Consider the following 20,987-nt stretch of genomic DNA (forward strand, 5'->3'; position numbering starts at 1 on the left):
AAGTGTATGAAAAAACTTAACCCTATTAGACGCTTAAGGGCGGTTAGAGGAACTCTCTATCAGTCACTGTGCTTGCAATATTCACTCGATGAAATCATAGCTCGATGTTGGCGTGCCTCCTCGGGGAACTTGGCTAAAGCATCAATACAATGCGGTTCGTTGATGGGTGCAAACCCCTCCATCTCACTGGCCAGCCGTCAAAATCAATTCACATTGGCGAACATAATTCTCCAACAAAACCATTCACTGAATATCCCGACCGTAACGGGGCTCCCCAAAGCGAGCGCTAGATATTTTTGAGGTGCCCGCCGCTCTTGTGGCTCAGAGTAGCATCTCGATTTTCGCCCCTGGAAACCGCGACGCCAGCGCGTTTGCTCCGCTATCCGGAGTCAGGCAAAGGGCGGTTGATAGTCCATCGGCAACAGCGGCCCGCGCCGCGGATACTGATACTGCGCGTTGCATAACTTTGTGCCCTTTCGGGTTCAGGATATGGCCATGTTTGCCCTGTAACATCGTACCGCCGGGCGCTGAGGTTGCGACAGCTCGATCCTGAAGCCTGATTCGTTTGGCCACCGTGCCATCGGGGGCGGCCAGCCCCACGCGCCATGGTACGCTAGTGTATCGCTGGCCAAGAGCGGCGACCTCACCCATATCCACCAATACATCGCGCAGATCGAAGGACCGCAGCAAAGCAGCAATCCGGTCGGTGATCGCACCTTGCGCAATCCCGTTCAACGTGATCGCCGAATGTCTGGGATATGGCAGGCGGATTCCATCCGAACCGACGTGCACGTTGTTCCATCCAATCGTTGCGTGCGCGCGTTCCACACTTGGCTGCTCCGCTCCGCTGGCCAGCGCTAGCCACAGCGGCTGGATCGTCGGATCAAACGCCCCGTCCGAGGCTTCGTGAAGCACGGAACACAGGCTCAGCACCTCCAGTAGCTCAGGCGCAGGTGCATTCAAGTGACCGGTGCGGTTCAGCTGGCTGATCTGCGAATGTGGTCGGTAGAGGCTGAAGATATCCTCAAGCCGGTTCAATTCGGCCTCGACCGCGGCAAAGATCGGCGCGGCCTGTACATCCGTCAGGCCTTCAAGCCGCAGGCTGGCAGGTGCGCCCAGCGCGATGCCGTGCCATTGGGCCGAACCGCTGGCGGCTGCGGGCATAGCGGCGCAGGCGGCAGTTATGGTCAGGAAGCGGCGGCGAGTCAAAAGGGTCATGCGGGGGTCTCCAGAATCAAGTCCAGATCGACGGGTCCAAGGACTTCGGCATCGGGGATCTCGGGCAGGGGCAAAGCAGACCCGCCATAGCGCAGGATAAACGATTCGGCCTCGGTGGGTTCCGCAAATGGGACGACCTCGCGCGCGCCCATGCCTCCGGCGACATCTGCGCCGACGACAAAGGTCGCACCATCGGCTGCGATCCAGTTGGAGATGCCCGGCTGCCCCCAGCTGGGGGCGACACCCATGTCGCTGACGTAAACAGCGGTGATCTTGGCATCGCGTTCGGGGCTTTTCAGATAGGCGAGCATGTCGCGCACCTGCGCAAAGAACAAAGGTGCAGGATAGCCCTCAAGATGAATCTGACCTTTGGGCCCGCCATGTTCCGCGATGTTCATCTGGCAGAAATAACTCAGCGCATCTGGGGTCAGATCAACCGGGTCGGGGGCCTCGGCGACCTCTTCCTTGCAGGCCGCCAGCGCGGCCAATGCGATCAGGGCGAGACGCTTCATGGCTCGACCCTCCGGAATGCGATCCGGGCGAGTGCAAAGCCTATCACCGGCCAGATCAACAGTGAGACGGGTGCAGCCCAGACCGGCAGCGCCTGCGCCGCCCCGGTCATGCCGGATGCCATAGCGACGCCCTCGGTCGCGGCGATGTTCCACAGACGGAATGCGTCGGCCGGGTTGGCTACCATCACCCAAGGAAAGACGGATTGGGTGAAAGTGCCGCCCTTGTCCATGACGACGGCTCCCAACAGCCCAAGATCATAGAGGACGACAAAAACCAGCCAGAGCCCGGCCGACAAACCCGCCGCCGCCGTGGCCCCCTTTGCCAGGGCGGACAGCAGGTATCCCAGCGCCAGAAACACGGCGCCCAACAGGATCGAAGTGAGGATGAGGCGTGCCAGAGCAATCAAGCTGTCCGGCCCAGCGCCGCCAAAGAAGGTGGCCACTGCACCTGCGGTGCCGAAACCGATGGTCATGGCAAAGGCCAGCGCGGCGAGATGGGCGGTGAACTTGCCCAACAGGATTTCTCCGCGCCCAGCCGGGTAAGACAGCAGCAGTGACAAGCTGCCGCGATCCACGTCGCCGGCGATGGCGTCAAAAGCAATCATCAGCGCCAACAGCGGCGCAAGATAAACCGACAGCGTGGTCATCGAAGCGACCGAAACGGTCAACATGTCGACTCCCAGCGTGCCAGTTGGCGCGCTGCCCGCGAAGGTCAGAGCCAAGGCGAACAGCACCATGATCAGCGTGGCGACCAGCAGCCATCGGTTCCGGCGCAGGATCAGCATCTCGGTGCGGGTGATGGCGAGGAAGCGGGTCATTGCAAATCCTCCTGTGCGTAATGGCGATAGAGATCTTCCAGCTTGGGCGGGGTCATTTCCACATCCGCTACCGCGTCGCCCAGTCCGGCGATCCGGCGCAGGGCCTCCATCTTGTCTTCGGGAGTGCAGAGCAATTCAACAGATGCCCCATTGATCCGGCTGCCGCCCAGTTCAGCGGCCAGCAGATCCGGATTGGCGCTGGCGCGTACCTTCAAGCGGATCGGTAGACCGGCCAGAGCCGACAGATTGTTCAGGGTGTCGTCGGCGACCATCTGACCCTTGCGCATAATGGCGATCCGGTCGGTGCGCGCCTCGACCTCGGTCAGCGCGTGTGAGGCAATCAGAACGGCGGTGCCTTGGGCAGCTAGTTCGTCGATGATGGCGTACAGGTCCTGCCGAGAAATCGGGTCCAGCCCGCTTGTCGGCTCATCCAGCAAGGCCACTTTCGGTTGGCCCAACAGCACCTGCGCCAGGCCCAAACGTTGCCGCATGCCTTTGGAATAGGTGCCGATCCGACGGTCCAGAGCGTCGCTCAGGCCGACACGATCCAGCAAACCGGACACATCGGCTTTTGCGCCTGAAAGCTGCGCAAACAGGGTCAACTGCTCACGCCCGGTTAGCGCGGGATGAAATGACACCGCCTCGGGCAGATAGGCCGTCTCGCGCCGTGCCTGAGCACTACCGGGAGTGGCATCCCCGATCCGAATGGCTCCGCCATGGATCGGCGTCAGGCCGAGGATAGATTTGATCAGGGTCGACTTGCCCGCGCCGTTATGGCCCAGCAGCGCAACGCGCTGGCCGGGGGCAAGGGACAGGGTGATATCGTCAAGAACGCGGGTTTTTCCACGGTCCTTGAGAACATGGTCGATTGACAGGGCCTTATCCGTCATGAGGCACCTTTTTCATAGCTGGGGGTTCAGGGGCTTGCATCAATGGATTGCTGTCCATCACACCCCCCGGCAACAGCGCCGGGAAGGCCGATTGAGACCAGCGCACCAGTTGCACGGCTGGGGAGCCGAGCAACAATTTGGCTGAGGGTTGGGTCCACAGCACATGGTCCATACTGTCATTGGGGCGATAGGGGGCATCGGCAATGCCGTTGCCATCCACATCATAAGCGGCGAAATCGGACCAGTAATTGCCACGCCCGTCTTCGGACCACTCGACCCATTTGGTCGAGACATATTTCACCTGCGTCCGGTTTCCGATGAATGAATTGCCAACGATGCGGTTGCGCTCGCTACCAGCGGTAAAGTGGATGCCGATGCCGCATCCCTGGAACCAGTTGTCGGTGAATTCGTTCTTGTTCGAGTTATAGAGGAAAGTGCATTTTTCCTTAGCACCTTTCACCACGTTTCCAGTGATGGTGCTCTTGTTGGCGTAGTTCAGCATCACGCCGTGTTCGCGGTCGCCGATCGAGACGTTGTTGGCAACCGTCACATTGGTCGTGAACATCACCGCATAACCCAGATCATTGCCGATCGAGACGTTGTCACTGACGACAGAGTTGTCCGCATACATGTAATGCACCGCAAAGCGCAGATCGCGGAACAGATTGTTGGTGAAGGTGTTCTTCTTGGACGAGTTCACAAAGATTCCGTCGCGCCCGTACCGGATGTCATTGCCATCAACCACTGCGCCGGGGGCATTCCAGACATAGACGCCATTGCCGCGGTCGTTCATCCGTTGATCCAAACGTCCTTCGATCCGGTTGCCACGCACGATGCTGTCTTTGGCCCCGTGAATATCGATGCCGTAAAGATTGCCCAGCAGCACGTTATCCTCGACCACGGGCGCCTTAGCCGTTTTGGTCAGTTGGATACCACTGTCGATACCCTCATGGCTTGAGCCCGAGCCGATCACTGTCAAACCGCGCACGGTCACGCCCGGTCCGGTCACGGTGATGACGCTGCCGTTGCCTTGTCCGTCTATGGTGGCCTGTCCCAGCCCGTCGAGGGTTACGGGCCGGTCCAGAACCAGTGTTTCGGTGTAGACACCGGGGCTCAGGCGGAGGGTGTCCCCATCCGCCGCCTGCGCCAATGTTTTATTGATGGCCCCCGCCCGGTTGGGCACATCCCAGTCCGCCGCCCAAAGGGGCGAGCCGAGCAGGAGCGGTATGAGCAGGGACCAACGCATGGGTTATGCTCCCTGCGGCTCGACCAGCATCCGGCCGCGCATTTCCATGTGCAGCGCGTGGCAGAACCACTGGCAATAGAACCAGTGTACGCCCGGACGGTCCGCAGTGAAGGTGATCGACGCGGTTGCCATTGGCCCGATCTCGAAGGCGATGCCGTAGTTGCCCAGGCAGAAGCCGTGGGTCACGTCGTCCACGTCATCCAGGTTGGTGACGTAGATTGTTACCTCGTCGCCCTGTTTGACGGTGAACTTCTCAAGGCTGAAGGTCGGGGCCTGCGATGTCATGTAGACCCGCACCTTGTTGCCATCCCGGATCGGTTCTTCAGCACCTTCTTCCAGATCGATGCCATCGGCTTCGGCCTGTTTGCGGGCGTCTTCCCATGTGACGTCGTTGCGGTCCCAGACGTTGACCGGATTAACGATGTCGCTGCGAACGATGATCGAGTCATGCGGCTCGGCAAAGGTCGGCCCGTCGTGAACCACTTTCATCTCGTCGGAAGAGATGTCGATCAGCTGTTCGTTTTCAGGCTTCAGCGGACCCACATTCAGGAAGCGGTCTTTCGAGAACTTGTTCATCGAAATCAGCCACTTGCCGTCGGCATCCTTGGTTTCACCCATGGAAGTCGAGTTGTGACCCGGCTGATAATGCACATCGACCTTCGAGATGATCGGATCGACATCCTCACCCGCATAGGCGCGGATCGCCTTGTCCATGTTCCACTTCACGATCTGGCTGTCGAGGAACAGCGTGGTGAACGCGTTGCCCTGACCGTCATACGCGGTGTGAAGCGGGCCAAGACCCAGCTGCGGCTCACCCACGATGCACGACCGGGGATCGGCATCGCTTTCGAACAGGGCGTCCAGCTTGGTCACATCCATGATCGATACGGTCGGCGACAGCTTACCGTTGATGCAGACGTGCTTGCCGTCAGGCGCGGTGTTGATGCCGTGTGGCGAGTTCGGGATCGGAATGTAGCGGGTGTATTTCTTGTTCTGACCCTTACGTCCGTCCAGAACCTTGACGCCTTTCAGTTCCTGATAGTCGCCAGCCTCGATGCCTTTTTCGATTTCCGCGAGGTTGAAGACAACGACGTGATCCAGCTCGTTCTCGGTCATCTCGGCCAGGTTCATACCCATTTCCGAGTTGTACGAGGTCGAATAGGCGTATTTACCCTGATAATCGCAGTCGGTGTTGTCGAGATTACCCGACACGATTACCTGCCACGCAACTTCCATGGTGTCACCGTCCAGCGCGGTGAAGATGTTCACGTATTGCGACGGATCGTCCAGCACGGAGCCGTCATTGACCAGCGGAGTTTCATCTTCACCGTTGGCAAAGACATAGCCAGTGCGCGGGAATTTCTGCGGACGCAGACCGTGGATCGCCTTGGCATTCGGGATCTCGGTGATCTTGTCGCATTTCATCACATCGCAACGCACACGGGCAACGCGGGTGTTGGCCTTGTCGTTCATGAACAGGTAACGGCCGTCATAGGTGCCGTCGGTGAACGACATATGCGGGTGGTGCAGGTCGCCGTTGTCATAGGTTTTCATGCCACGCTTGGCGAGGAATTCCTTGGTTTCCGGCAGCAAGCCATCGGTCATGATCTTAAGCGACTCGTTGGTCTGACCCCAGCCAGTTGCAGAGCAACGGTTAAACACCGGCACCCGCATCAGCTCGCGCATGGACGGGAAGCCCAGGATGCGCAATTCGCCGGTCTGTCCCGAGGACCAGAAGCCGTAATATTCGTCCAGTTCACCGGGCTCCAGGTTGGCATTGGCCGCAGCGCTGGCCTGTTTCGCGGTCATCAGGGTCGAACCCAGGCCGGTCCCGGCCAGCACGGCACCGGTGGCGGTTGCCCCCAGCATCCCGCGGCGGGTGATGTTCAGTTTGTTGTCTTGTTCCGACATGATCGTTCCTCCTTTTTAGGAAACGGATTGCGGTTTGGCGTTCGGATGGTTCGCCGGTGGTTGCCCGAGGGGGGTCTTGAGGTTGACCGACCCTGTCTTGGCCCGCCGCTTAAGCTGGCGGATAACGACGGGACATTTGTCCTCGGACTGGTAGAGCACCTGACAATGCAGGCAGGTGACGCACTCGTTCGGGTTGATCTCACCAGTTGGGTGGATTGCCTGAACGGGGCATTCGTTGGCGCAGGTCTGACATGGGCTGCCGCATTCCTTGTAGCGGCGCAGCCAGTCGAACATGCGAATTCGGGCGGGGATCGCCAGCGCTCCACCCAGCGGGCAGAGGTAGCGGCAATAGAACCGTTCGATGAACAGCCCGATTCCCAGCAGTGTCAGCGCAAAGACCACAAAGGGCCAGTCGCGCATGAACTTCAGAATGATCGCAGTCTTGAAGGGCTCGATCTCGGCATAGGTCTCAGCCAGCGGGATCGAGACAAAGCTGAGCCCGAAGAGACCAAGGAAGATCATGTATTTCGCAGGCCATAGGCGTTCGTTCAGTCCCCATGGCAGCGTCCATTGTGGCACTTTCAGTGCGCGCGCGATCTTGTTGGTCAGTTCCTGCAGGGCACCAAACGGGCACAGCCAGCCGCAATAGGCCCCGCGCCCCCAAAACAGCAGGGCGGCGGCCACGGCAAACCACTGGATGAAGACCAGCGGATCCAGCAGGAAGGCATCCCAGCTGAAACCGGTGCGCAGGCTGCCGGCCAGCGCCATCAGGTTCACAACACTCAGCTGCGCATTGGCGTACCAGCCGATAAAGAACAGCGTCAGGGTCAGATATCCGATGCGGAACCAGTAAAAGACCCGGGCGTTCATCGTGGCGTGGAACTGGAAGAAGAAGGTTGCGGTCAGCACCAACAACATGACGCCCAGACCGGCAATCTCGACCGTGCGATCCTTCCAGATGCGTTTCCACAAGGCGGCTTTTGCTGCGGCTTCGCCAGTGGCGTCATCCACAACAGTGGGGACTGCGACTGGCAACAGATACTGCTCGGGCAGCTTGTAGCCCAGATCGAAGGTCAGGAAGGTTTTTTCGACCGCACCCACGGCCCGTTGCACCAGCAATTGCAGGCGGAACGGCTCGGCGGGGTTGAACTCGGCTTCGGCGGGGATCTTGAATATATCTAGCTCGGTGAAACTGGGCGCATCCGGGGCGGCAACCCGGCCAAGGCGCTCTTGCTGCTTGTCGAAGAACCGCACCGAATTATCGCCCTGTATAAGCTGAATCCGGTCGAAGATTCCGCCGCGGACATACCCTGATCCCTTGAAGCTGTAGGACCCGCGCCCCAGCACCAGAATGGCCTGTTCGCCTTCGTCCAGCCATTCGACAAGGTTCTGATATTCGGCCTCGCCCAACAGTGATTTGCCGATCGATGGAACCGAGACCAGCGCCACGTGCATGTCGATGAATGTGTCATCCGGCTCGCCCGGTTCAGGGCGTTTGATGGCGCGCTGATCGCCAGTGGCTTCAAAAGCTGCGTTGACCTGACCGACATCCAGTGTCAGCCGCCGTATCGAGCCGTCGCCCGAAAGCGTTGCCCAGTCATATACAGCGTCCTTTGCCATATCGACTTCGCGTTTCGGCCCGTCTGCCTGTAGCGGAGACAATCCGCCCAGCCCCAGCGCACGCGCCACCTTGATCCCACCACGCACGAGGCTGTCATCGATCACCATGATCGTCACTGTCGCGCCCGAGATAATGTCGAGGTCATGCCCCTCGCCACCGGTTTCGGCCTCAACCTTCAGGTCCAGACCGGCATAGCCTTCGGTCAGCTCAACCATCCTCGAGTTCGGGATGCCGATCAGAACGATGGGTTCCGAGTGTTTGACCAGCTGCACACCGGTCAGCACCGCGTCGTCATCGATGGCGGCAACCACATGGATCGGTTTACCGGAATATCCGGTGGTGCCCACGAAGTCAGAAGTCAGGAAGGCCCAGGCAACGGTCTCGCCGCCCTTCAGGACGGGGGCAACCGGAACGTCATCACGGACCGGCCCGAAGGCATCAGCACCGGGGGCCAGATCGGCGGGTTCGATATCGGGCAGGAAGCTGGCAAGGCTGTCGGCATGGGCGCTGATCGCCATCAGGCAGGACAGGGCAAGGGCCAGCAGGAAATGGATTGCGCGACTTACGACCACGGCGCACCTCCGATACTTAGGGTGGACGCCATGGACGCGCGCGGGGCGCGTTCAGTTGTTTCTTGGGTCGGGCACGGGGGTCCCCGGGTTTCGGGCCACAGCCGATCCGAGTTGTACAACAAGGAAGATTTGCTGTTCTGAACCTGTACAACACGGAAGATTCCGATTTGCGGCACTTGCGCCAGCTCGGGCACGGGTGCCGCGCTGGTGACCGCGCACAGCGCGCAATCGGCGCATTTCGGGCAGTACGCGGTCGGGTCTTCGGTGTCCTCCTCAAGGTCAACCTCAACCCAGACCGCGCCGCCTTCCGAGCAGATCTCCACCCAGACACTTTCACCGGGACTCGCCAGCGCCGGTCCAAAGGTCTGCAACAAAAGAAGGAGCATGCCCGCCAACCCAGCTGCCGCGCGAACCGCACGGGCAGGGAGATTGTGCAAAGGGACGAGGGCAGGCATGGAGACTCCGACTCGGGAAGCTATGCTGCGTGTTCTAGGGGATTCTCTCGGCGCGATACTTGACTTAGGTCAGGTTCTGGAAACTTTCGATTTTAACATTTGAAATCAACTATCTGCCTCATCCATCAACCCGCGCACCCAACGCCCCGCCAACCACGCGGCAGGTATGCCCAATGGGATCGACCACAGGATCGCGGGCACCGGCCCGATGGCACCAAATCCAGCGCTGTGCAGGATCAGCCCGGCCAGAAACAGGTTGATGGCCACGGTCAGAGCCGTGGCCGGGTAAAGCAGGATGGCCAGTTTCCAGACCGGCCATTTATCCTCAGTGGCTGGTGCCTTCCGAGAAGGTGATTTTGTTCCAGACATTGTACTTCCCAGACGGTTTACGCATCGGCAGGCGGCGGACCTCTTCCAGCGTCTGCGCGTCATAGACGATCACCGCGCCGTCATCTTCCCAGATCGAAACCAGCGCGTGGCTGCCATCCTTGGTGAACTCCACATGCGCCACGGTCTTGCCTGGCGCAGGGCGTAAAGTTTTTACGATTTCAAGGCTTTGCTTGTCGATTACATGCATGGCGTCCTTGTTCGGCCCAAAAAACACATCGGCCCAGACGTAAGGCGAATTCTCATGGCTGCGCATGAAAAAGCCGGGCCCTTCGGTCTTGATCCGCTTGACGGTTTCCCATGTCTCCATGTCGATCACCGAGACCGTGCCATCGGTCAGATGCGGCGTCGCCATCACGGTGGAGTCGCCATGTTTCCAGGTAATCCCCGAACCTAGGTGAGGCATCCCAGGCAGGTCCAGATCAGCCACTTTGTGGCCAATCACCAGATCGATCACCTGCCCGCCCTTGCCATCGCGCGAGGCGCCCATGACGTATTCATAGCTCTGATCAAAGAAGAAATCGTCCAGATAATCGGGCGTGGTAATCTTGCGCACCGGGAAGGGATCGGGGTTCTTGAACTGACCCTCAATGCGGAAATCATGCCCCAAACCGGATTGCGGTGGGTTCGCCCCGTAGAATACTTCCCAAATCTCGGGCACGTCTTTCAGCGCGAGAACGAAGCTTTCGCGCGGCGGTGCCTGATAGACCGCCGAGACGCGGCTGGGTTTTCCTTTTTTGCTTTTTACATCAATGACTTTCGCTACAGACAGGTCTTCGGTGGATAGCAGTGTCAGAGAGTTCGGCAAATAGTTCGCCACGGCCACCCACTTGCCGTCTCCTGACATGGCGATGTTGCGGCTGTTCAAGCCCGCACGCACGCGGCCCACCTGTTTCAGCGCCCAGATGTCATATTTCTGCACCCAGCCATCGCGGGACATGATGAAGACATAGCGCCCGTCCGGGCTGAACTTCGGCCCGCCATGCACGGCAAAAGGTGTCTCGAACCGGTCCAGAACCTCGAAAGTATCCCCATCCAGAACGCTGACATGGTGATCGCCGGTCTCAACGGCCAGAGTGATGTTCATAGGATCGCTGCCCCAGACCGGGGCATCGACTGAGATATAATCCTCATCCAGAGTTCGGCTGGCCATGATATCGGCCTCGCCCCATTCGGGATCGGTCTCCAGCGGTGATTTCAGCCACCCTGCTAGTTCCTCGATCTGCAGCGCGTCCAGTTCATACGAAAACGCCGGCATCTGTGTCGCGATACGCCCCTCGGCGATCACAGCGGCCACACGCGGCCCTCGCATCCGTTTCAGCGTTTCGGGAATAAGCGCCGGACCGACCCCACCCAGACGGTTCTCGCCATGGCATGAGGCGCAATGCTCGGCGTAATCAGATGGAGCATCGGCCCATGCGGTGCCCGCTAGCAGTAGCGAGCAGAAAGCGCCGATTTTCAGAGTGTCAAAAGAACTGATGCGCCGGATCATGGCTTTTCCCCCGGAACGGCGTGACCTGCAGGCGCTCGCTCGCGCCATCCACGCCGATTTCTTCGTTCGACAGATAGCAGGCCGGATCTTCGGCCCACGGATCACCAGTAAGTTGCAGCGCCCGGATGCGGGTGTTTCCGCCGCAGACGTCCTTTAACTGGCAGGCCCCGCAACGCCCTTTCAAAGGACGCGGACGGGTGCGCAGCATGGCCAGCATCGGGTCGTCACCGGTCCAAAGTTCTGAGAACGATTTGGTCTTCACATTGCCGACTGTGTAATCGGACCAATAAGTGTCGGGATGCACGCGGCCCAGATTGTCGATATTGGCCACGCCCAGCCCGCTGGAGTTCCCGCCCCACGCGGCCAGATGCTCGCGCACATGGGCGGCTTTGTCATCGTCGAAATGCGTCCGGACCCAGTTCAGGAAATACCCGGCATCGGCGTCGTTATTGCCGGTCACGATATCCAGCGGACGACCGCCAGACGCAGCCTCCCACGCACGTTCCAGCAGGAGGTCCAGACCCTTACGGGTGCGCAGGTGCTCGGCATCTTCGCCTCGGTTTTTGTCGCCGCGCCCGGCGTAGACAAGGTGAGACAGATAGAACTTGTCGACTCCCTCATCATCGCACAGCTGCAGCAGGTCAGGCAGGTGATGTTGCGTTCCTTCGGTCAGGCAGAACCGCAGGCCCACCTTGATGCCGCGTTTCTTGCATTCGCGCACACCGCGCAGGGCGTCGGCAAAGGCGCCTTCGACTCCTCGGAACCAGTCATTCGTGGCTCCGATGCCGTCCAGCGAAATGCCGACATAGTTGAAGCCCACGTCGGCAATCATATCGGCGGTTTCGTCGTAAATCCGTGTGCCGTTGGTCGACAGCGCCAGCATAGGCACCAATTCACGGGCGCGTTTGGCGATATCGTAGACGTCGAACCGATCCAGTGGTTCCCCACCCGAGAGGATCAAGGCCGGGACGCGAAACTGGCCCAGATCCTCAAGGGTTACCATGGCTTGCTCATGGCTGAGCTCACCCGGGAACGCCACATCCGCCGAGACGGTATAGCAATGGCGGCATTTCAGGTTGCAGCGCCGTGTCAGGTTCCAGATCACCACCGGTTTCACCGGGCCGGGGCGGCGTCTGCGCACTGGGGTCGGTTTCACGAGCTGGTGCATGTATTCGGTCAGGCGGAACATATCTCAGCCTTTCTTTTTCAGGCGCAGCCCGGTCTTTTTCAGGATGCGCGTGGAATAAAGGATATCTTTGGCCCGGCAGGCATCGCCGAGGATGGCGGCAATCTCGGCACGCTTCTCCTCGACCTCATCCCGGTCAGCGCCATGAACCATGGCGAACAGATTGTAAGGCCAGTCAGGCAAGGCGCGCGGGCGTTCATAGCAATGGGTGACGAAGGGCAGGGCACCGATCTGCGATCCGAGTTCGGCAACGCGGCCATCTTCGACATCCCACACAGTCATGCCGTTCGAGGTCATGCCCAGTTTATAGTGGTTGGGGGCCGCAGCGATGCGCCGGATGACACCGCGCGATTTCATATCGGCCAGACGGGACATCAGAGTCTTTTCATCCAGGCCCAAGCCGTCGGCCACCTGGGCGAAGGGGGCGGGCACAAGGGGCAGGCCGCCTTGCAGCGCCTCGATAATCTCTCGGTCTTTTTCGTCGATCATGCCGCCACCCGGAAGCCGATGAAGAATTCCTGAAGTTTGGGGAATTGCAGGACCGCGATCCCGGTTTCCCGTTCGATAGCCTCGGCTGTGGCTGCGATCCCTTCGGGTGTTTCGGTCGCCAGAACGAACCACATGTTCAGCCGATGCGTGCGTTCATAATTATGGGCAACCTCGGGATGCGCATTGACTTTGGTCAGGACGTTTTCGAAATCCTGTGAGGGCACGGCCATGGCGCACAGACAGAAGGCTCCACCCATCGCAGCAGCGTCAAAGAAGGGACCAAAGCGGGTGATTACGCGCTCGTCTTTCATGCGGGTCAGGCGGGCCAGCAGGTCGGACTCTGCGATCCCTATTTCCTGGGCAATTGCAGCGTAAGGATGCGCTGTCAGCGGCAGGTCATCCTGCATCCGGTTCAGGATCGCGCGATCGGTGTCGTCGAGCGTCATGCGGCGGCCTCCTTCGGTTGGATTAACGCACCGGTCTGTTTGAAACAGCGGGTCGAGAACAGTACTTTGCGCTGCGCACCAAATAGTTCGGGCAGGGCGGCGGCCCCGGCCAAAACCTCCATTGCCTCAGGGCGCGAACGCGCATGGATCATGGAATAGAGGCGATAGGGCCAGATATCCTCGACCGGGTTGCGCTCATAGCACAGTGTCACACCGGGATGCGCTGCCAGTGCCGGGCCAGCGCTGCTGACCTGCTCGGCCGGCATATCCCAGACCACCATTGCATTGGCGGACCAGCCTAAAGCGCGGTGGCGTACGATGACGCCCAGGCGAGAGACGATCCCGGCCCGGTGCAAGGCGGCTACGCGATCCATTACGTCTTCTGTGTCGCGGTTCAGGGTCCGAGCCAGCGCAGCATAAGGATCAGAGACCAGCGACAGGCCAGAACTGAGGGCCTGCAACAGGGGTCGGTCGCCCTCTCGCATGGCTGAACGATCCACTTTCCGCGGGCCAGGAGCATTGCGGGTCTCGCCCGACATACGAAAGCCCAGATCAATGTTGAACGGCCGCACTAGCCGCAAATCCAGAACCCGCAGCCCCGAGCGCTGCGAGATCCGGGCGAGGGTGTCGTTCACATGTGCCCGGTCCGGGCCGGTGGCCACGAACCAAAGGTTCCAGTCATCCTCGCGCTGGTAATTGTGGTTCACACCGGGTTCCGCATCGATCAGCGCCGCGACCTCTTCCAGCCGTTCTTCCGGAGCCGCCACAGCCGCAAGCGTACTGGCGGAAACCGCGCCGGGTGCAATCGTCGCGCCAACCCGCGTTATGCGTCCGGTTTTGCGCATCCGCGCAAGACGATCGAGCACTTCGGCCTCTTCCAGCCCAAGCGCGTTGGCCAGAACCTGAAACGGGCGCTCTACGATGGGAAAATCACGCTGGAAATCGTCCAGAAGACGGCGGTCGATCGGGTCGGTGATATGCTGCATGTCAAAGCCCCGTTCTGTGCGCACGCGCGGTGAAGAAAATGCCCGAGGGGCTGTCGGCCTCAATCTCGCGCAGCTTTTCAAAGGTCTGGGTGTCGTAGACCATGACTTTGTTGGCATCGCGGACGCTGATCCAAACCTCATGCCCTCGAGGCGTGAATTCTATATGCAGCACGGCGGGGCCGGGTTTGAACTCGTGGATGATTTCCTTGCTCACTGAATCAATGACCTGAATTGTATCATTCAACGGGTGGGCGAAATTCACCCAAACCTGCCGACCGTCGGGTCGGGCCATGGCAAAGACCGGCTGGCCGTGGGTCTGCGTGCGCCCGGTCTCGGTCAGGGTGTCGGAATCGATCCAGAGAACCTCGTGATGGCCGACAGCCGGCAGCACGAATTCGCGGCCGGTCAGCGCCCAGCCTTCGAGGTGGGGCATCTTGTAGACCGGCATCTCTTCCTGTCCGCGCCCATAGTTGGGCAGCACGCGGATGGGTTCGGGCGTCTCGGCCCAGAGGTCCAGCGCGGTCAGGCCGTCCTCGCCGAACAGACCCGTGATATAGGTGCGGCCGTTTGCGGTGATCAGCGCGTCATAGGGGTTTTTGCCCATATCGGTGATCTTGGTAATTGCGGGGTCACCCTTGGCGAAATCGGCGATCCAGGTCTCGCCCGTATCCCACATGGTAAAGACAAACCGGCGACCCGGTGCGTCGACCAGACCGATGGTTTTGCTGTCAGTTGGGATATCGGCCACCATCTCCAGCGTCTCGGCGTCAAAGACACGCACGCCACCGGGTTCATAGTTCGATACGGCGACCAGTTTTCCGTCATCCGAAATCGCGCCGCCAATGGCATTGCCCGCCTGAACGACGCGGTTCACGATCTGGCGGGTGACGATGTCTACTTTGGTGAGCCCACCGTCACGCCCGAAAACATAGGCAAAGCGTTCATCGGGCGAGTAGACCAGCGAGGCATGGGACAGATCGCCCAACCCTTCGATCCGGGCCAGTGCGGCGCGGTCGGATTGGTCCACCAGCAGAACTGAGCCTTTGGCGCGTTCAATGACAAGACCGAGATCGCCCGTCGCGGTGGGCTCAGCTTGGGCTGTGGTCATGAGCAAAGTGGTGGCGAGAGTAAGAATGAGCTGTTTCATTGTGCCTCCTGTGCCAGCAGATAACGCGCGATCCATTCAGCCTCTTCTTCGCTGATCAAAGGACGCCATGGGGGCATCGCGGTGTCGGGGATGCCATCGAGAATCACGCCGGTCAGAACGTCCGCGTCGTAGTGCTCCAGTGTCTCGGATCTCAGATCAGGGCCGAGACCGCCTTTCAACGACAGCCCATGGCACGAGCCGCAGTCCTGATGGACAAGACGTTTCAGCGCGTTGGGGTCAAGAGTGTCGGCGGCAAAGGCAGATGTGGCCACAAGCACAGCCGTTGTCAGTACAGCGCGCGCGGTCCAACCTGGACCCTTGGCAGCACCATCGGGCAGCGACCGACTGCCCCCTGATTGCCTGGAACCAAACTTAGCCATGCGCCTGCTCCAAAAGTTCGGCCACGGGCCGTTCTGCGTATAGCGATACGACCTTGCCGATGATGAACAGCGTCGGTGCTTTCAGATCAGCGTCGCGCACATCCGCTGCCAATCGATCCAGCCGGGATACCATGCGGCGTTCATCCGGTGTGGTCGCTTTGCCCACTGCCAGAACCGGGGTCGAGCCGGGCAGGTTTTCGGTCATCAGACCCATGGCGATCTGGCCGATATTGGCGACGCCCATATAGACAACCAGCGTCGAATCCGGGTCGGCCAGACGTTTCCAATCCAGATCCAGCACCTTGTCGGCCTGCCGATGCCCAGTGACATATTGCACCGAGGTCGCCAGCCCGCGATGGGTCAGCGGCACGCCGGTGGAACAGGAGGCCCCCTGTGCGGCGGTGATGCCCGGCGCATATTCGACCGGGATGCCGTTAGCCATCAGATGCGCCGCCTCTTCCGAGCCACGCCCGAAGATCATCGGGTCGCCGCCTTTAAGGCGCGCAACGGTGTGACCGGCGCTGGCTTCTTCGACGAGGATTTCGTTGATGCGATCTTGCGGCACCGTATGGCATTTGGGGGCCTTGCCAACCGGGATCAGCCGTGCGCCCTCGGCATGCAAGTTGAGGATATCGGTCGAGACCAGACGGTCATAAACAACAACATCTGCCTCTTGCAGCATCCGCAATGCGCGCAGGGTCATCAGTTCAGGGTCACCGGGGCCTGCGCCAATCAGAAAAACCTTACCGCTCATGTGCAAACTCGCTTGGTCTGAATGTCTTCGGAGCCCGGAATTCCTGCGCGATCAGGGGACGTTGCTGGGTGAGCCGGGCGTGTCATGCGGCCAGACTGGCGAAATCGAAAAGGAACCTCCTTGACTAAAGTTAAGGAGCGCAGGAATTGATCCCGCGCTCCTCTCTCTCATGCCTGTATGGTGCCTCGGCTCAGGGTTCGACGGTGATCATGCCGATCATGTTCTGCGTTTCCCAATGGGGTCCGCACAAATATTCCTGCGGGCCGGGGGTGAGGAAGGTCAGTTCAACCGTTTCCTCAGGAAACAGCCTGTCGCTTTCGGGTTCGCTGCCATCTTTTAGCAGGACCGAGTGGCTGGTGCGTTTGTCCACGTTGACCCAGCGCACCGTGGTGCCTGCTTTCACGGTCAGCTCGACCGGGCAGAAGGTGTATTTGTACATCAGCACCACTTCCGCATCCTCAACGGAGGATGAGGGCTGACCAAACAGCTCGGCATAACGCTCTTCGGCTTCAGCACACAGCTCAGCGGTCTCATCCGCCCAGGCAGGTGCGGCCAGAAACAGCAAAGCGGGAAGAAGGTGTTGGGGTTTCATCGTCCAAGTCTCCTCTTCTAAGCGAAAGGGGCCGGTTTGCCCGGCCCCTGTTCCTTATTGTTTGACCACGTTGATGAAGGCGCTGTCGTCATCCAGTGCCAGGCTGGTATCCAGCGTTACGTGATGGAACCGTGCGGCGGCAAAGTCATCGTGGATAGCAAAGCCGACTGTGTAGGTCTGACCGACCTCCAGCGGCACGTCACCAGGCGCGCCCGAGTTCAGTGGGCGGGTGAAGACCACGGTCCACATGCCCGCGTCGAGGCTGGCCGAGGCGGCGATTTCGCCGTCATTAACCACGCGCTGTTCCAGCAGATAACCGTTGGTGGCGCTGCCGTCTGCATAGACGCGCATCAGGTCCAGATAGGTTCCGTCGGCCAGATACTGCTCGATCTGCTCAGCGGCTTGCAGTTTGTCCCAGCCACCCAGCGCCTTGCCACGACGGCCCTTGATCTCGACCTCGGTCCGGCTTTCGCTGATGTACTTGGTCACCGTGTCCTGCGTGTTCAACCGACCCGAGACATCGCCATTTGCGGCAATCGCCTCGGCACCCGGATCAAAGGGCATATAGCTGTTATCGGCGTGACACGACGCCCAACACCCCACCTGTTCGCCCAGTTCGATCCCTGTGCCGGTGATCATCATGGCAACCTTGATCTGGTTGTCGGGGTCCATTTTGCCACCATCAACGAAAGGTGCGGGATTGTGCCCGGCATCCGGCCACTGCAGTCGGACATAGAGGTTCTGATCATCATGCGCGGCCTGTACGGTCGCATTGATCACACCCCGTTTGCCGGGGATCGGCGTCGGCTCAAGCTCACCACCTGCGACGATTTTGTTGCCGATGGTATCCAGCTCTTTGGCGTGACAGGTCGTGCACTGATCACCTCCTTTAGTCAGCGGCCGTGCGCCACCGTGGAATTTGCCATTCTGCACCCATTCAAACGAAGCTTGACCGGGGTAGAACAGCTTGAGATCTGCGGCGGCCACAGCGTTCCAATCGATATCCGACCCGACATCGCTGCCACCTCCACCACCCGAAGGCGCTGCGGCCTCTTCGCCGCCGGCTTTGGCGCGCTCCTCGGCCACCGCCGCATCCACCGCCGCCGCAATCTGTGCCTGCACGGCCTCATGCTGTGCCTGTTTGGCAGCTTTTTCGGCCTCAGCTTCGGCAGCTTCTTTGGCTTCGATCCGTTCCAGGCTGGCCAGGTATTCCGGCGGTATCTCGCGGATAAAGGACGGGTTCGGGGCCTCAAGCTTTTCCAGATACTCCTCGTCAGCCCGATCCCGGGCGTCCGAGTGTGCAATCCCTTTGTGACAGTCGATACAGGTTTGCCCGACGGTCATCGCATTCAGGTGCTGCTGACGCGCACGGGGTTTTTGGAACTCGGGCATCATCGACTCGAAGTCATGGCAGTTGCGACACTCGCGCGAGTCGCTGGACTTCATCCGTTCCCACTCGTTCATTGCCAGATGTACACGCTTGGCTTCGAACTTTTCGCGTGTGTTGATGGTGCCGACCATCTTGCCGTACAGCTCTTTCGACGCCTTGATTTTGCGGATGATCTTGTGGGTCCAGTCCTTGGGCACGTGGCAATCGGAACAGACAGCGCCTACGCCGGAACGGTTCACGTCATGGATCGTGCCCGTATATTCCTCATAGACGAAATCGCGCATCTCGTGGCACGAGATACAGAAATCTTTGGTGTTGGTGGCTTCCATGGCGGTGTTGAACCCGCCCCAGAAGATGATGCCGCCGACAAAAGCTGCGGCAATACCGGCCACGGGCATTCCCCACAGGAAATACCGGCGCCAGATCGGTTTTTTCTTATCCGGTTCGGAGGTCATATCCGTGCTCCGTTTTGGCTTTCTTATCTGGCCTTTGATGGCAGGCCGGTGAGTTTGGCTGATGGGTCAAACGAGGAAAGGGCGGGCGAGGGGCCCGCCCTTTCCGGTGTTGGTTCTCAAACCGTCAGGTGACGTGGTTCGAACGGTTGTAGACGTTGAACTTACCGGTCGGAGCATAAAGCCCTTCGATGCGGCCGATTTCTTCCAGTGTCTTGGCGTCGAAGATTACGATCTGACCATTGGGTTCTTTCGAATCCGACAGGTTCCATTTGGAGACCCAGACCTCGGTTCCATCCGCGTTGAATTCGAAGTGAACAGCAGCGCTGCCTTCGTCTTCGGTGATCTGGATGGTTTTCACGATCTCACCGGTCTCTTTCGAGATGACCTGAACAGATTGCTGAATTTCCGGCTCGGGGTGTTTAGTCTGGTCAGCCCAGATGTAGTCCGAGTTCGGGTGGGTACGGACAAACAGGCCGGGGCCGTCTGTTTCCACTTCGTAGCAGGTTTTCCAGGCCTGATCCGGATGACCTTCGGGGTCGTTACCCCAGACCGTTACGGTACCAACACCAAGGTGGGTTGTACCAGCCACCGGACCACAGTTCGGGTCGACCCAGTTGGCGCCCGGTCCCGGGTGCGGCAGGGCTGCAGTGTCAATCATCGCTTCCAGCTTGTGGGTCTCGGTGTCGACGACGACCATCTTGTTCGACGCGTTCGCGGCGATCTGGAAGTACCGGCCTGTCGGGTCGAAGAACCCGTCGTGCAGGAACTTGGCCGAGTTGATCTTGTCGATCCGCAGGTTGTCCAGGTCGGTATAATCGACCTGCCACAGCTGGCCGAGCTCTTTCACGGCAACGATCCAGGTGGGTTCGTTCGGCGTGGTGTAGATCGCGGCTACGCGGGCTTCTTCCACATACTCGCCGTCTACGTTGGTGCCGCGTGTCGAAACGACCTTTACCGGTTCCATGGTCTGCGCGTCGACGATCGCGAAATGCGGCGGCCAGTAGCCACCACCGATGACGTATTTGCCGTCGCCGGAAACGGCAACGTCGCGTGCGTCATAGGCGATTTTGACCTCGGAAACCAACATGTTCTCAGGCTTCTGCCAGAGGTCGATCTTGGTCATCTTGCCGTCGCGGCCCATCGTGTACCAGAAGCGGCCGGGATGCTCAGGCTCAGTGATCGAGTGGTGCTCAGACGCTTTCAGAACGTGTACGGCATAACCGGTCGGGATGTGGGTTAGCACTTCTTTGGTGTCGCCGTCGATAACAGCCACTTTGCCCACGTCACGTTCGATGACGACGAAGAAGTTTTCCCAGTTGCGGCCATGCAGCGGCTCGGTCGGATAGTCGGCCTCTTCCACATAGACCTTGCGGGTCTCTTTCATCTGCTCCAGCGACATTTCCGGCGGCTTGGGGGCCTCCATCATAATATATGTCGCCATATCCTTGATTTCCTGCTCGGTCATAATGTCCGAGAAGTTGTTCATCCCGCCTTCGGTTCCCCAGGCGATGATCTTTTCAAGACGCTCCTGACCCAGCTGAAGCGTACCGCCTTCTGTGACGGTGCCGTCTGCTGCAGTTTTTTTCCAGTGTGGTTCCAGGTTCTTACCGGTCGCACCTTTGCGCAGAACGCCGTGACAACCTGCGCATTGTTCAAAATAGAGCTGCTTGGACGACTCAAATGCTTCGTCGCTCAACGTTGGCTCTTCGGCAAATGCTGGCGCGGCGACAGAGCCCAGCAGCATTGCCAAACCGACCCCAAAGGCGCGGCCGGTCTTATCGTAGCTGATTCCAAGTGACATGATCACTCTCCATTTGCGTGGTGAGGCAGGTTGCAGCCTGAAACATTGGCGCCGATCACTCCTTGACGAAAGTCAACGGAAGGGTCGCAAACTGGAAAATGAAGGTCCTGATTAGCCTTCAAATTATGAGAAAAACCTATGTTTTAGGGTCATGTTTCTCCGGGTGCTTGATTTCGGTTAAGTCCGGCGCGGGTCGGTTTTGCTAGACCGAATCCAACAGCCACTAAGGCCGAGGAGAG

The 20,987-nt window shown here is 59.6% G+C and carries 20 protein-coding genes; all 20 read right to left on the reverse strand.

All coding sequences use genetic code 11. From position 1 onward, the window contains the following. Positions 1-321 precede the first annotated feature (321 nt). Entirely contained in the window at positions 322-1,218 is an 897-nt protein-coding gene (locus G7G_RS0119200) for an FAD:protein FMN transferase (protein WP_010443086.1), read from the reverse strand. Next, on the reverse strand, positions 1,215-1,730 hold the full coding sequence (locus G7G_RS0119205) for a nitrous oxide reductase accessory protein NosL (RefSeq protein ID WP_010443087.1): 516 nt from the start codon (positions 1,728-1,730) through the stop codon (positions 1,215-1,217). The genes G7G_RS0119200 and G7G_RS0119205 overlap by 4 nt, the downstream gene beginning before the upstream one ends. After that, positions 1,727-2,548 (reverse strand): ABC transporter permease, encoded by an 822-nt coding sequence (locus tag G7G_RS0119210; RefSeq protein WP_010443088.1) that lies wholly within the window; start codon positions 2,546-2,548, stop codon positions 1,727-1,729. Before G7G_RS0119210 ends, G7G_RS0119205 begins: the two co-directional genes overlap by 4 nt. After that, positions 2,545-3,438: an ABC transporter ATP-binding protein gene (locus G7G_RS0119215; RefSeq protein ID WP_010443089.1), complete on the reverse strand. Its 894-nt coding sequence runs from the start codon at positions 3,436-3,438 to the stop codon at positions 2,545-2,547. The genes G7G_RS0119210 and G7G_RS0119215 overlap by 4 nt, the downstream gene beginning before the upstream one ends. Beyond that, entirely contained in the window at positions 3,428-4,684 is a 1,257-nt protein-coding gene (locus G7G_RS0119220; RefSeq protein WP_010443090.1) for a nitrous oxide reductase family maturation protein NosD, read from the reverse strand. The genes G7G_RS0119215 and G7G_RS0119220 overlap by 11 nt, the downstream gene beginning before the upstream one ends. A gap of 3 nt (positions 4,685-4,687) precedes the next feature. Next, positions 4,688-6,595 (reverse strand): TAT-dependent nitrous-oxide reductase, encoded by a 1,908-nt coding sequence (nosZ, locus tag G7G_RS0119225; protein WP_010443091.1) that lies wholly within the window; start codon positions 6,593-6,595, stop codon positions 4,688-4,690. Between the two features lie 15 nt (positions 6,596-6,610). Continuing rightward, positions 6,611-8,734 (reverse strand): NosR/NirI family protein, encoded by a 2,124-nt coding sequence (locus G7G_RS0119230; protein ID WP_238528840.1) that lies wholly within the window; start codon positions 8,732-8,734, stop codon positions 6,611-6,613. Positions 8,735-8,778: 44 nt separating this feature from the next. Further along, on the reverse strand, positions 8,779-9,243 hold the full coding sequence (locus tag G7G_RS23360) for a DUF2946 family protein (protein ID WP_010443093.1): 465 nt from the start codon (positions 9,241-9,243) through the stop codon (positions 8,779-8,781). Positions 9,244-9,348: 105 nt separating this feature from the next. Continuing rightward, complete coding sequence (locus G7G_RS0119245) at positions 9,349-9,612, reverse strand: hypothetical protein (protein WP_010443095.1); 264 nt, start codon at positions 9,610-9,612, stop codon at positions 9,349-9,351. Then, positions 9,569-11,122, reverse strand: coding sequence for a nitrite reductase (locus G7G_RS0119250; protein WP_010443096.1), 1,554 nt, complete (start codon positions 11,120-11,122; stop codon positions 9,569-9,571). Before G7G_RS0119250 ends, G7G_RS0119245 begins: the two co-directional genes overlap by 44 nt. Beyond that, on the reverse strand, positions 11,097-12,311 hold the full coding sequence (nirJ, locus tag G7G_RS0119255; protein WP_010443097.1) for a heme d1 biosynthesis radical SAM protein NirJ: 1,215 nt from the start codon (positions 12,309-12,311) through the stop codon (positions 11,097-11,099). Before nirJ ends, G7G_RS0119250 begins: the two co-directional genes overlap by 26 nt. A 3-nt stretch (positions 12,312-12,314) precedes the next feature. Continuing rightward, positions 12,315-12,797 carry a siroheme decarboxylase subunit beta gene (gene ahbB, locus G7G_RS0119260; protein WP_010443098.1) on the reverse strand — a complete coding sequence of 161 codons (483 nt, stop codon included), beginning with the start codon at positions 12,795-12,797 and terminating at the stop codon, positions 12,315-12,317. Next, entirely contained in the window at positions 12,794-13,243 is a 450-nt protein-coding gene (locus G7G_RS0119265; protein ID WP_010443099.1) for an Lrp/AsnC family transcriptional regulator, read from the reverse strand. The genes ahbB (G7G_RS0119260) and G7G_RS0119265 overlap by 4 nt, the downstream gene beginning before the upstream one ends. Then, positions 13,240-14,229 (reverse strand): siroheme decarboxylase subunit beta, encoded by a 990-nt coding sequence (ahbB, locus tag G7G_RS0119270; protein WP_010443100.1) that lies wholly within the window; start codon positions 14,227-14,229, stop codon positions 13,240-13,242. The genes G7G_RS0119265 and ahbB (G7G_RS0119270) overlap by 4 nt, the downstream gene beginning before the upstream one ends. 1 nt (position 14,230) lies before the next feature. Next, positions 14,231-15,376, reverse strand: a complete 1,146-nt coding sequence (locus tag G7G_RS0119275; protein WP_010443101.1) for a cytochrome D1 domain-containing protein — start codon at positions 15,374-15,376, stop codon at positions 14,231-14,233. Next, positions 15,373-15,756: a c-type cytochrome gene (locus G7G_RS23365; protein WP_010443102.1), complete on the reverse strand. Its 384-nt coding sequence runs from the start codon at positions 15,754-15,756 to the stop codon at positions 15,373-15,375. The genes G7G_RS0119275 and G7G_RS23365 overlap by 4 nt, the downstream gene beginning before the upstream one ends. Then, positions 15,749-16,510, reverse strand: a complete 762-nt coding sequence (gene cobA / locus G7G_RS0119285) for a uroporphyrinogen-III C-methyltransferase (RefSeq protein ID WP_010443103.1) — start codon at positions 16,508-16,510, stop codon at positions 15,749-15,751. The genes G7G_RS23365 and cobA overlap by 8 nt, the downstream gene beginning before the upstream one ends. A gap of 190 nt (positions 16,511-16,700) precedes the next feature. Then, positions 16,701-17,102: a cupredoxin domain-containing protein gene (locus G7G_RS0119295; RefSeq protein WP_010443104.1), complete on the reverse strand. Its 402-nt coding sequence runs from the start codon at positions 17,100-17,102 to the stop codon at positions 16,701-16,703. Positions 17,103-17,156: 54 nt separating this feature from the next. After that, positions 17,157-18,947, reverse strand: coding sequence for a NapC/NirT family cytochrome c (locus G7G_RS0119300; protein WP_010443105.1), 1,791 nt, complete (start codon positions 18,945-18,947; stop codon positions 17,157-17,159). 124 nt (positions 18,948-19,071) lie between these two features. Then, on the reverse strand, positions 19,072-20,748 hold the full coding sequence (locus G7G_RS0119305; RefSeq protein ID WP_010443106.1) for a cytochrome D1 domain-containing protein: 1,677 nt from the start codon (positions 20,746-20,748) through the stop codon (positions 19,072-19,074). Positions 20,749-20,987: the final 239 nt, after the last annotated feature.

Origin of the sequence: Ruegeria conchae, assembly GCF_000192475.1 — a bacterium.
In the GTDB taxonomy this organism is placed as follows: domain Bacteria; phylum Pseudomonadota; class Alphaproteobacteria; order Rhodobacterales; family Rhodobacteraceae; genus Ruegeria; species Ruegeria conchae.

Excerpts from the sequence above, each read along its gene's own strand:
- G7G_RS0119200 (WP_010443086.1), bottom strand. The coding sequence starts at position 1,218 with ATGACCCTTTTGACTCGCCGCCGCTTCCTGACCATAACTGCCGCCTGC.
- G7G_RS0119205 (WP_010443087.1), bottom strand. The coding sequence starts at position 1,730 with ATGAAGCGTCTCGCCCTGATCGCATTGGCCGCGCTGGCGGCCTGCAAG.
- G7G_RS0119210 (WP_010443088.1), bottom strand. The coding sequence starts at position 2,548 with ATGACCCGCTTCCTCGCCATCACCCGCACCGAGATGCTGATCCTGCGC.
- G7G_RS0119215 (WP_010443089.1), bottom strand. The coding sequence starts at position 3,438 with ATGACGGATAAGGCCCTGTCAATCGACCATGTTCTCAAGGACCGTGGA.
- G7G_RS0119220 (WP_010443090.1), bottom strand. The coding sequence starts at position 4,684 with ATGCGTTGGTCCCTGCTCATACCGCTCCTGCTCGGCTCGCCCCTTTGG.
- nosZ (WP_010443091.1), bottom strand. The coding sequence starts at position 6,595 with ATGTCGGAACAAGACAACAAACTGAACATCACCCGCCGCGGGATGCTG.
- G7G_RS0119230 (WP_238528840.1), bottom strand. The coding sequence starts at position 8,734 with ATGGCGATCAGCGCCCATGCCGACAGCCTTGCCAGCTTCCTGCCCGAT.
- G7G_RS23360 (WP_010443093.1), bottom strand. The coding sequence starts at position 9,243 with ATGCCTGCCCTCGTCCCTTTGCACAATCTCCCTGCCCGTGCGGTTCGC.
- G7G_RS0119245 (WP_010443095.1), bottom strand. The coding sequence starts at position 9,612 with ATGTCTGGAACAAAATCACCTTCTCGGAAGGCACCAGCCACTGAGGAT.
- G7G_RS0119250 (WP_010443096.1), bottom strand. The coding sequence starts at position 11,122 with ATGATCCGGCGCATCAGTTCTTTTGACACTCTGAAAATCGGCGCTTTC.
- nirJ (WP_010443097.1), bottom strand. The coding sequence starts at position 12,311 with ATGTTCCGCCTGACCGAATACATGCACCAGCTCGTGAAACCGACCCCA.
- ahbB (WP_010443098.1), bottom strand. The coding sequence starts at position 12,797 with ATGATCGACGAAAAAGACCGAGAGATTATCGAGGCGCTGCAAGGCGGC.
- G7G_RS0119265 (WP_010443099.1), bottom strand. The coding sequence starts at position 13,243 with ATGACGCTCGACGACACCGATCGCGCGATCCTGAACCGGATGCAGGAT.
- ahbB (WP_010443100.1), bottom strand. The coding sequence starts at position 14,229 with ATGCAGCATATCACCGACCCGATCGACCGCCGTCTTCTGGACGATTTC.
- G7G_RS0119275 (WP_010443101.1), bottom strand. The coding sequence starts at position 15,376 with ATGAAACAGCTCATTCTTACTCTCGCCACCACTTTGCTCATGACCACA.
- G7G_RS23365 (WP_010443102.1), bottom strand. The coding sequence starts at position 15,756 with ATGGCTAAGTTTGGTTCCAGGCAATCAGGGGGCAGTCGGTCGCTGCCC.
- cobA (WP_010443103.1), bottom strand. The coding sequence starts at position 16,510 with ATGAGCGGTAAGGTTTTTCTGATTGGCGCAGGCCCCGGTGACCCTGAA.
- G7G_RS0119295 (WP_010443104.1), bottom strand. The coding sequence starts at position 17,102 with ATGAAACCCCAACACCTTCTTCCCGCTTTGCTGTTTCTGGCCGCACCT.
- G7G_RS0119300 (WP_010443105.1), bottom strand. The coding sequence starts at position 18,947 with ATGACCTCCGAACCGGATAAGAAAAAACCGATCTGGCGCCGGTATTTC.
- G7G_RS0119305 (WP_010443106.1), bottom strand. The coding sequence starts at position 20,748 with ATGTCACTTGGAATCAGCTACGATAAGACCGGCCGCGCCTTTGGGGTC.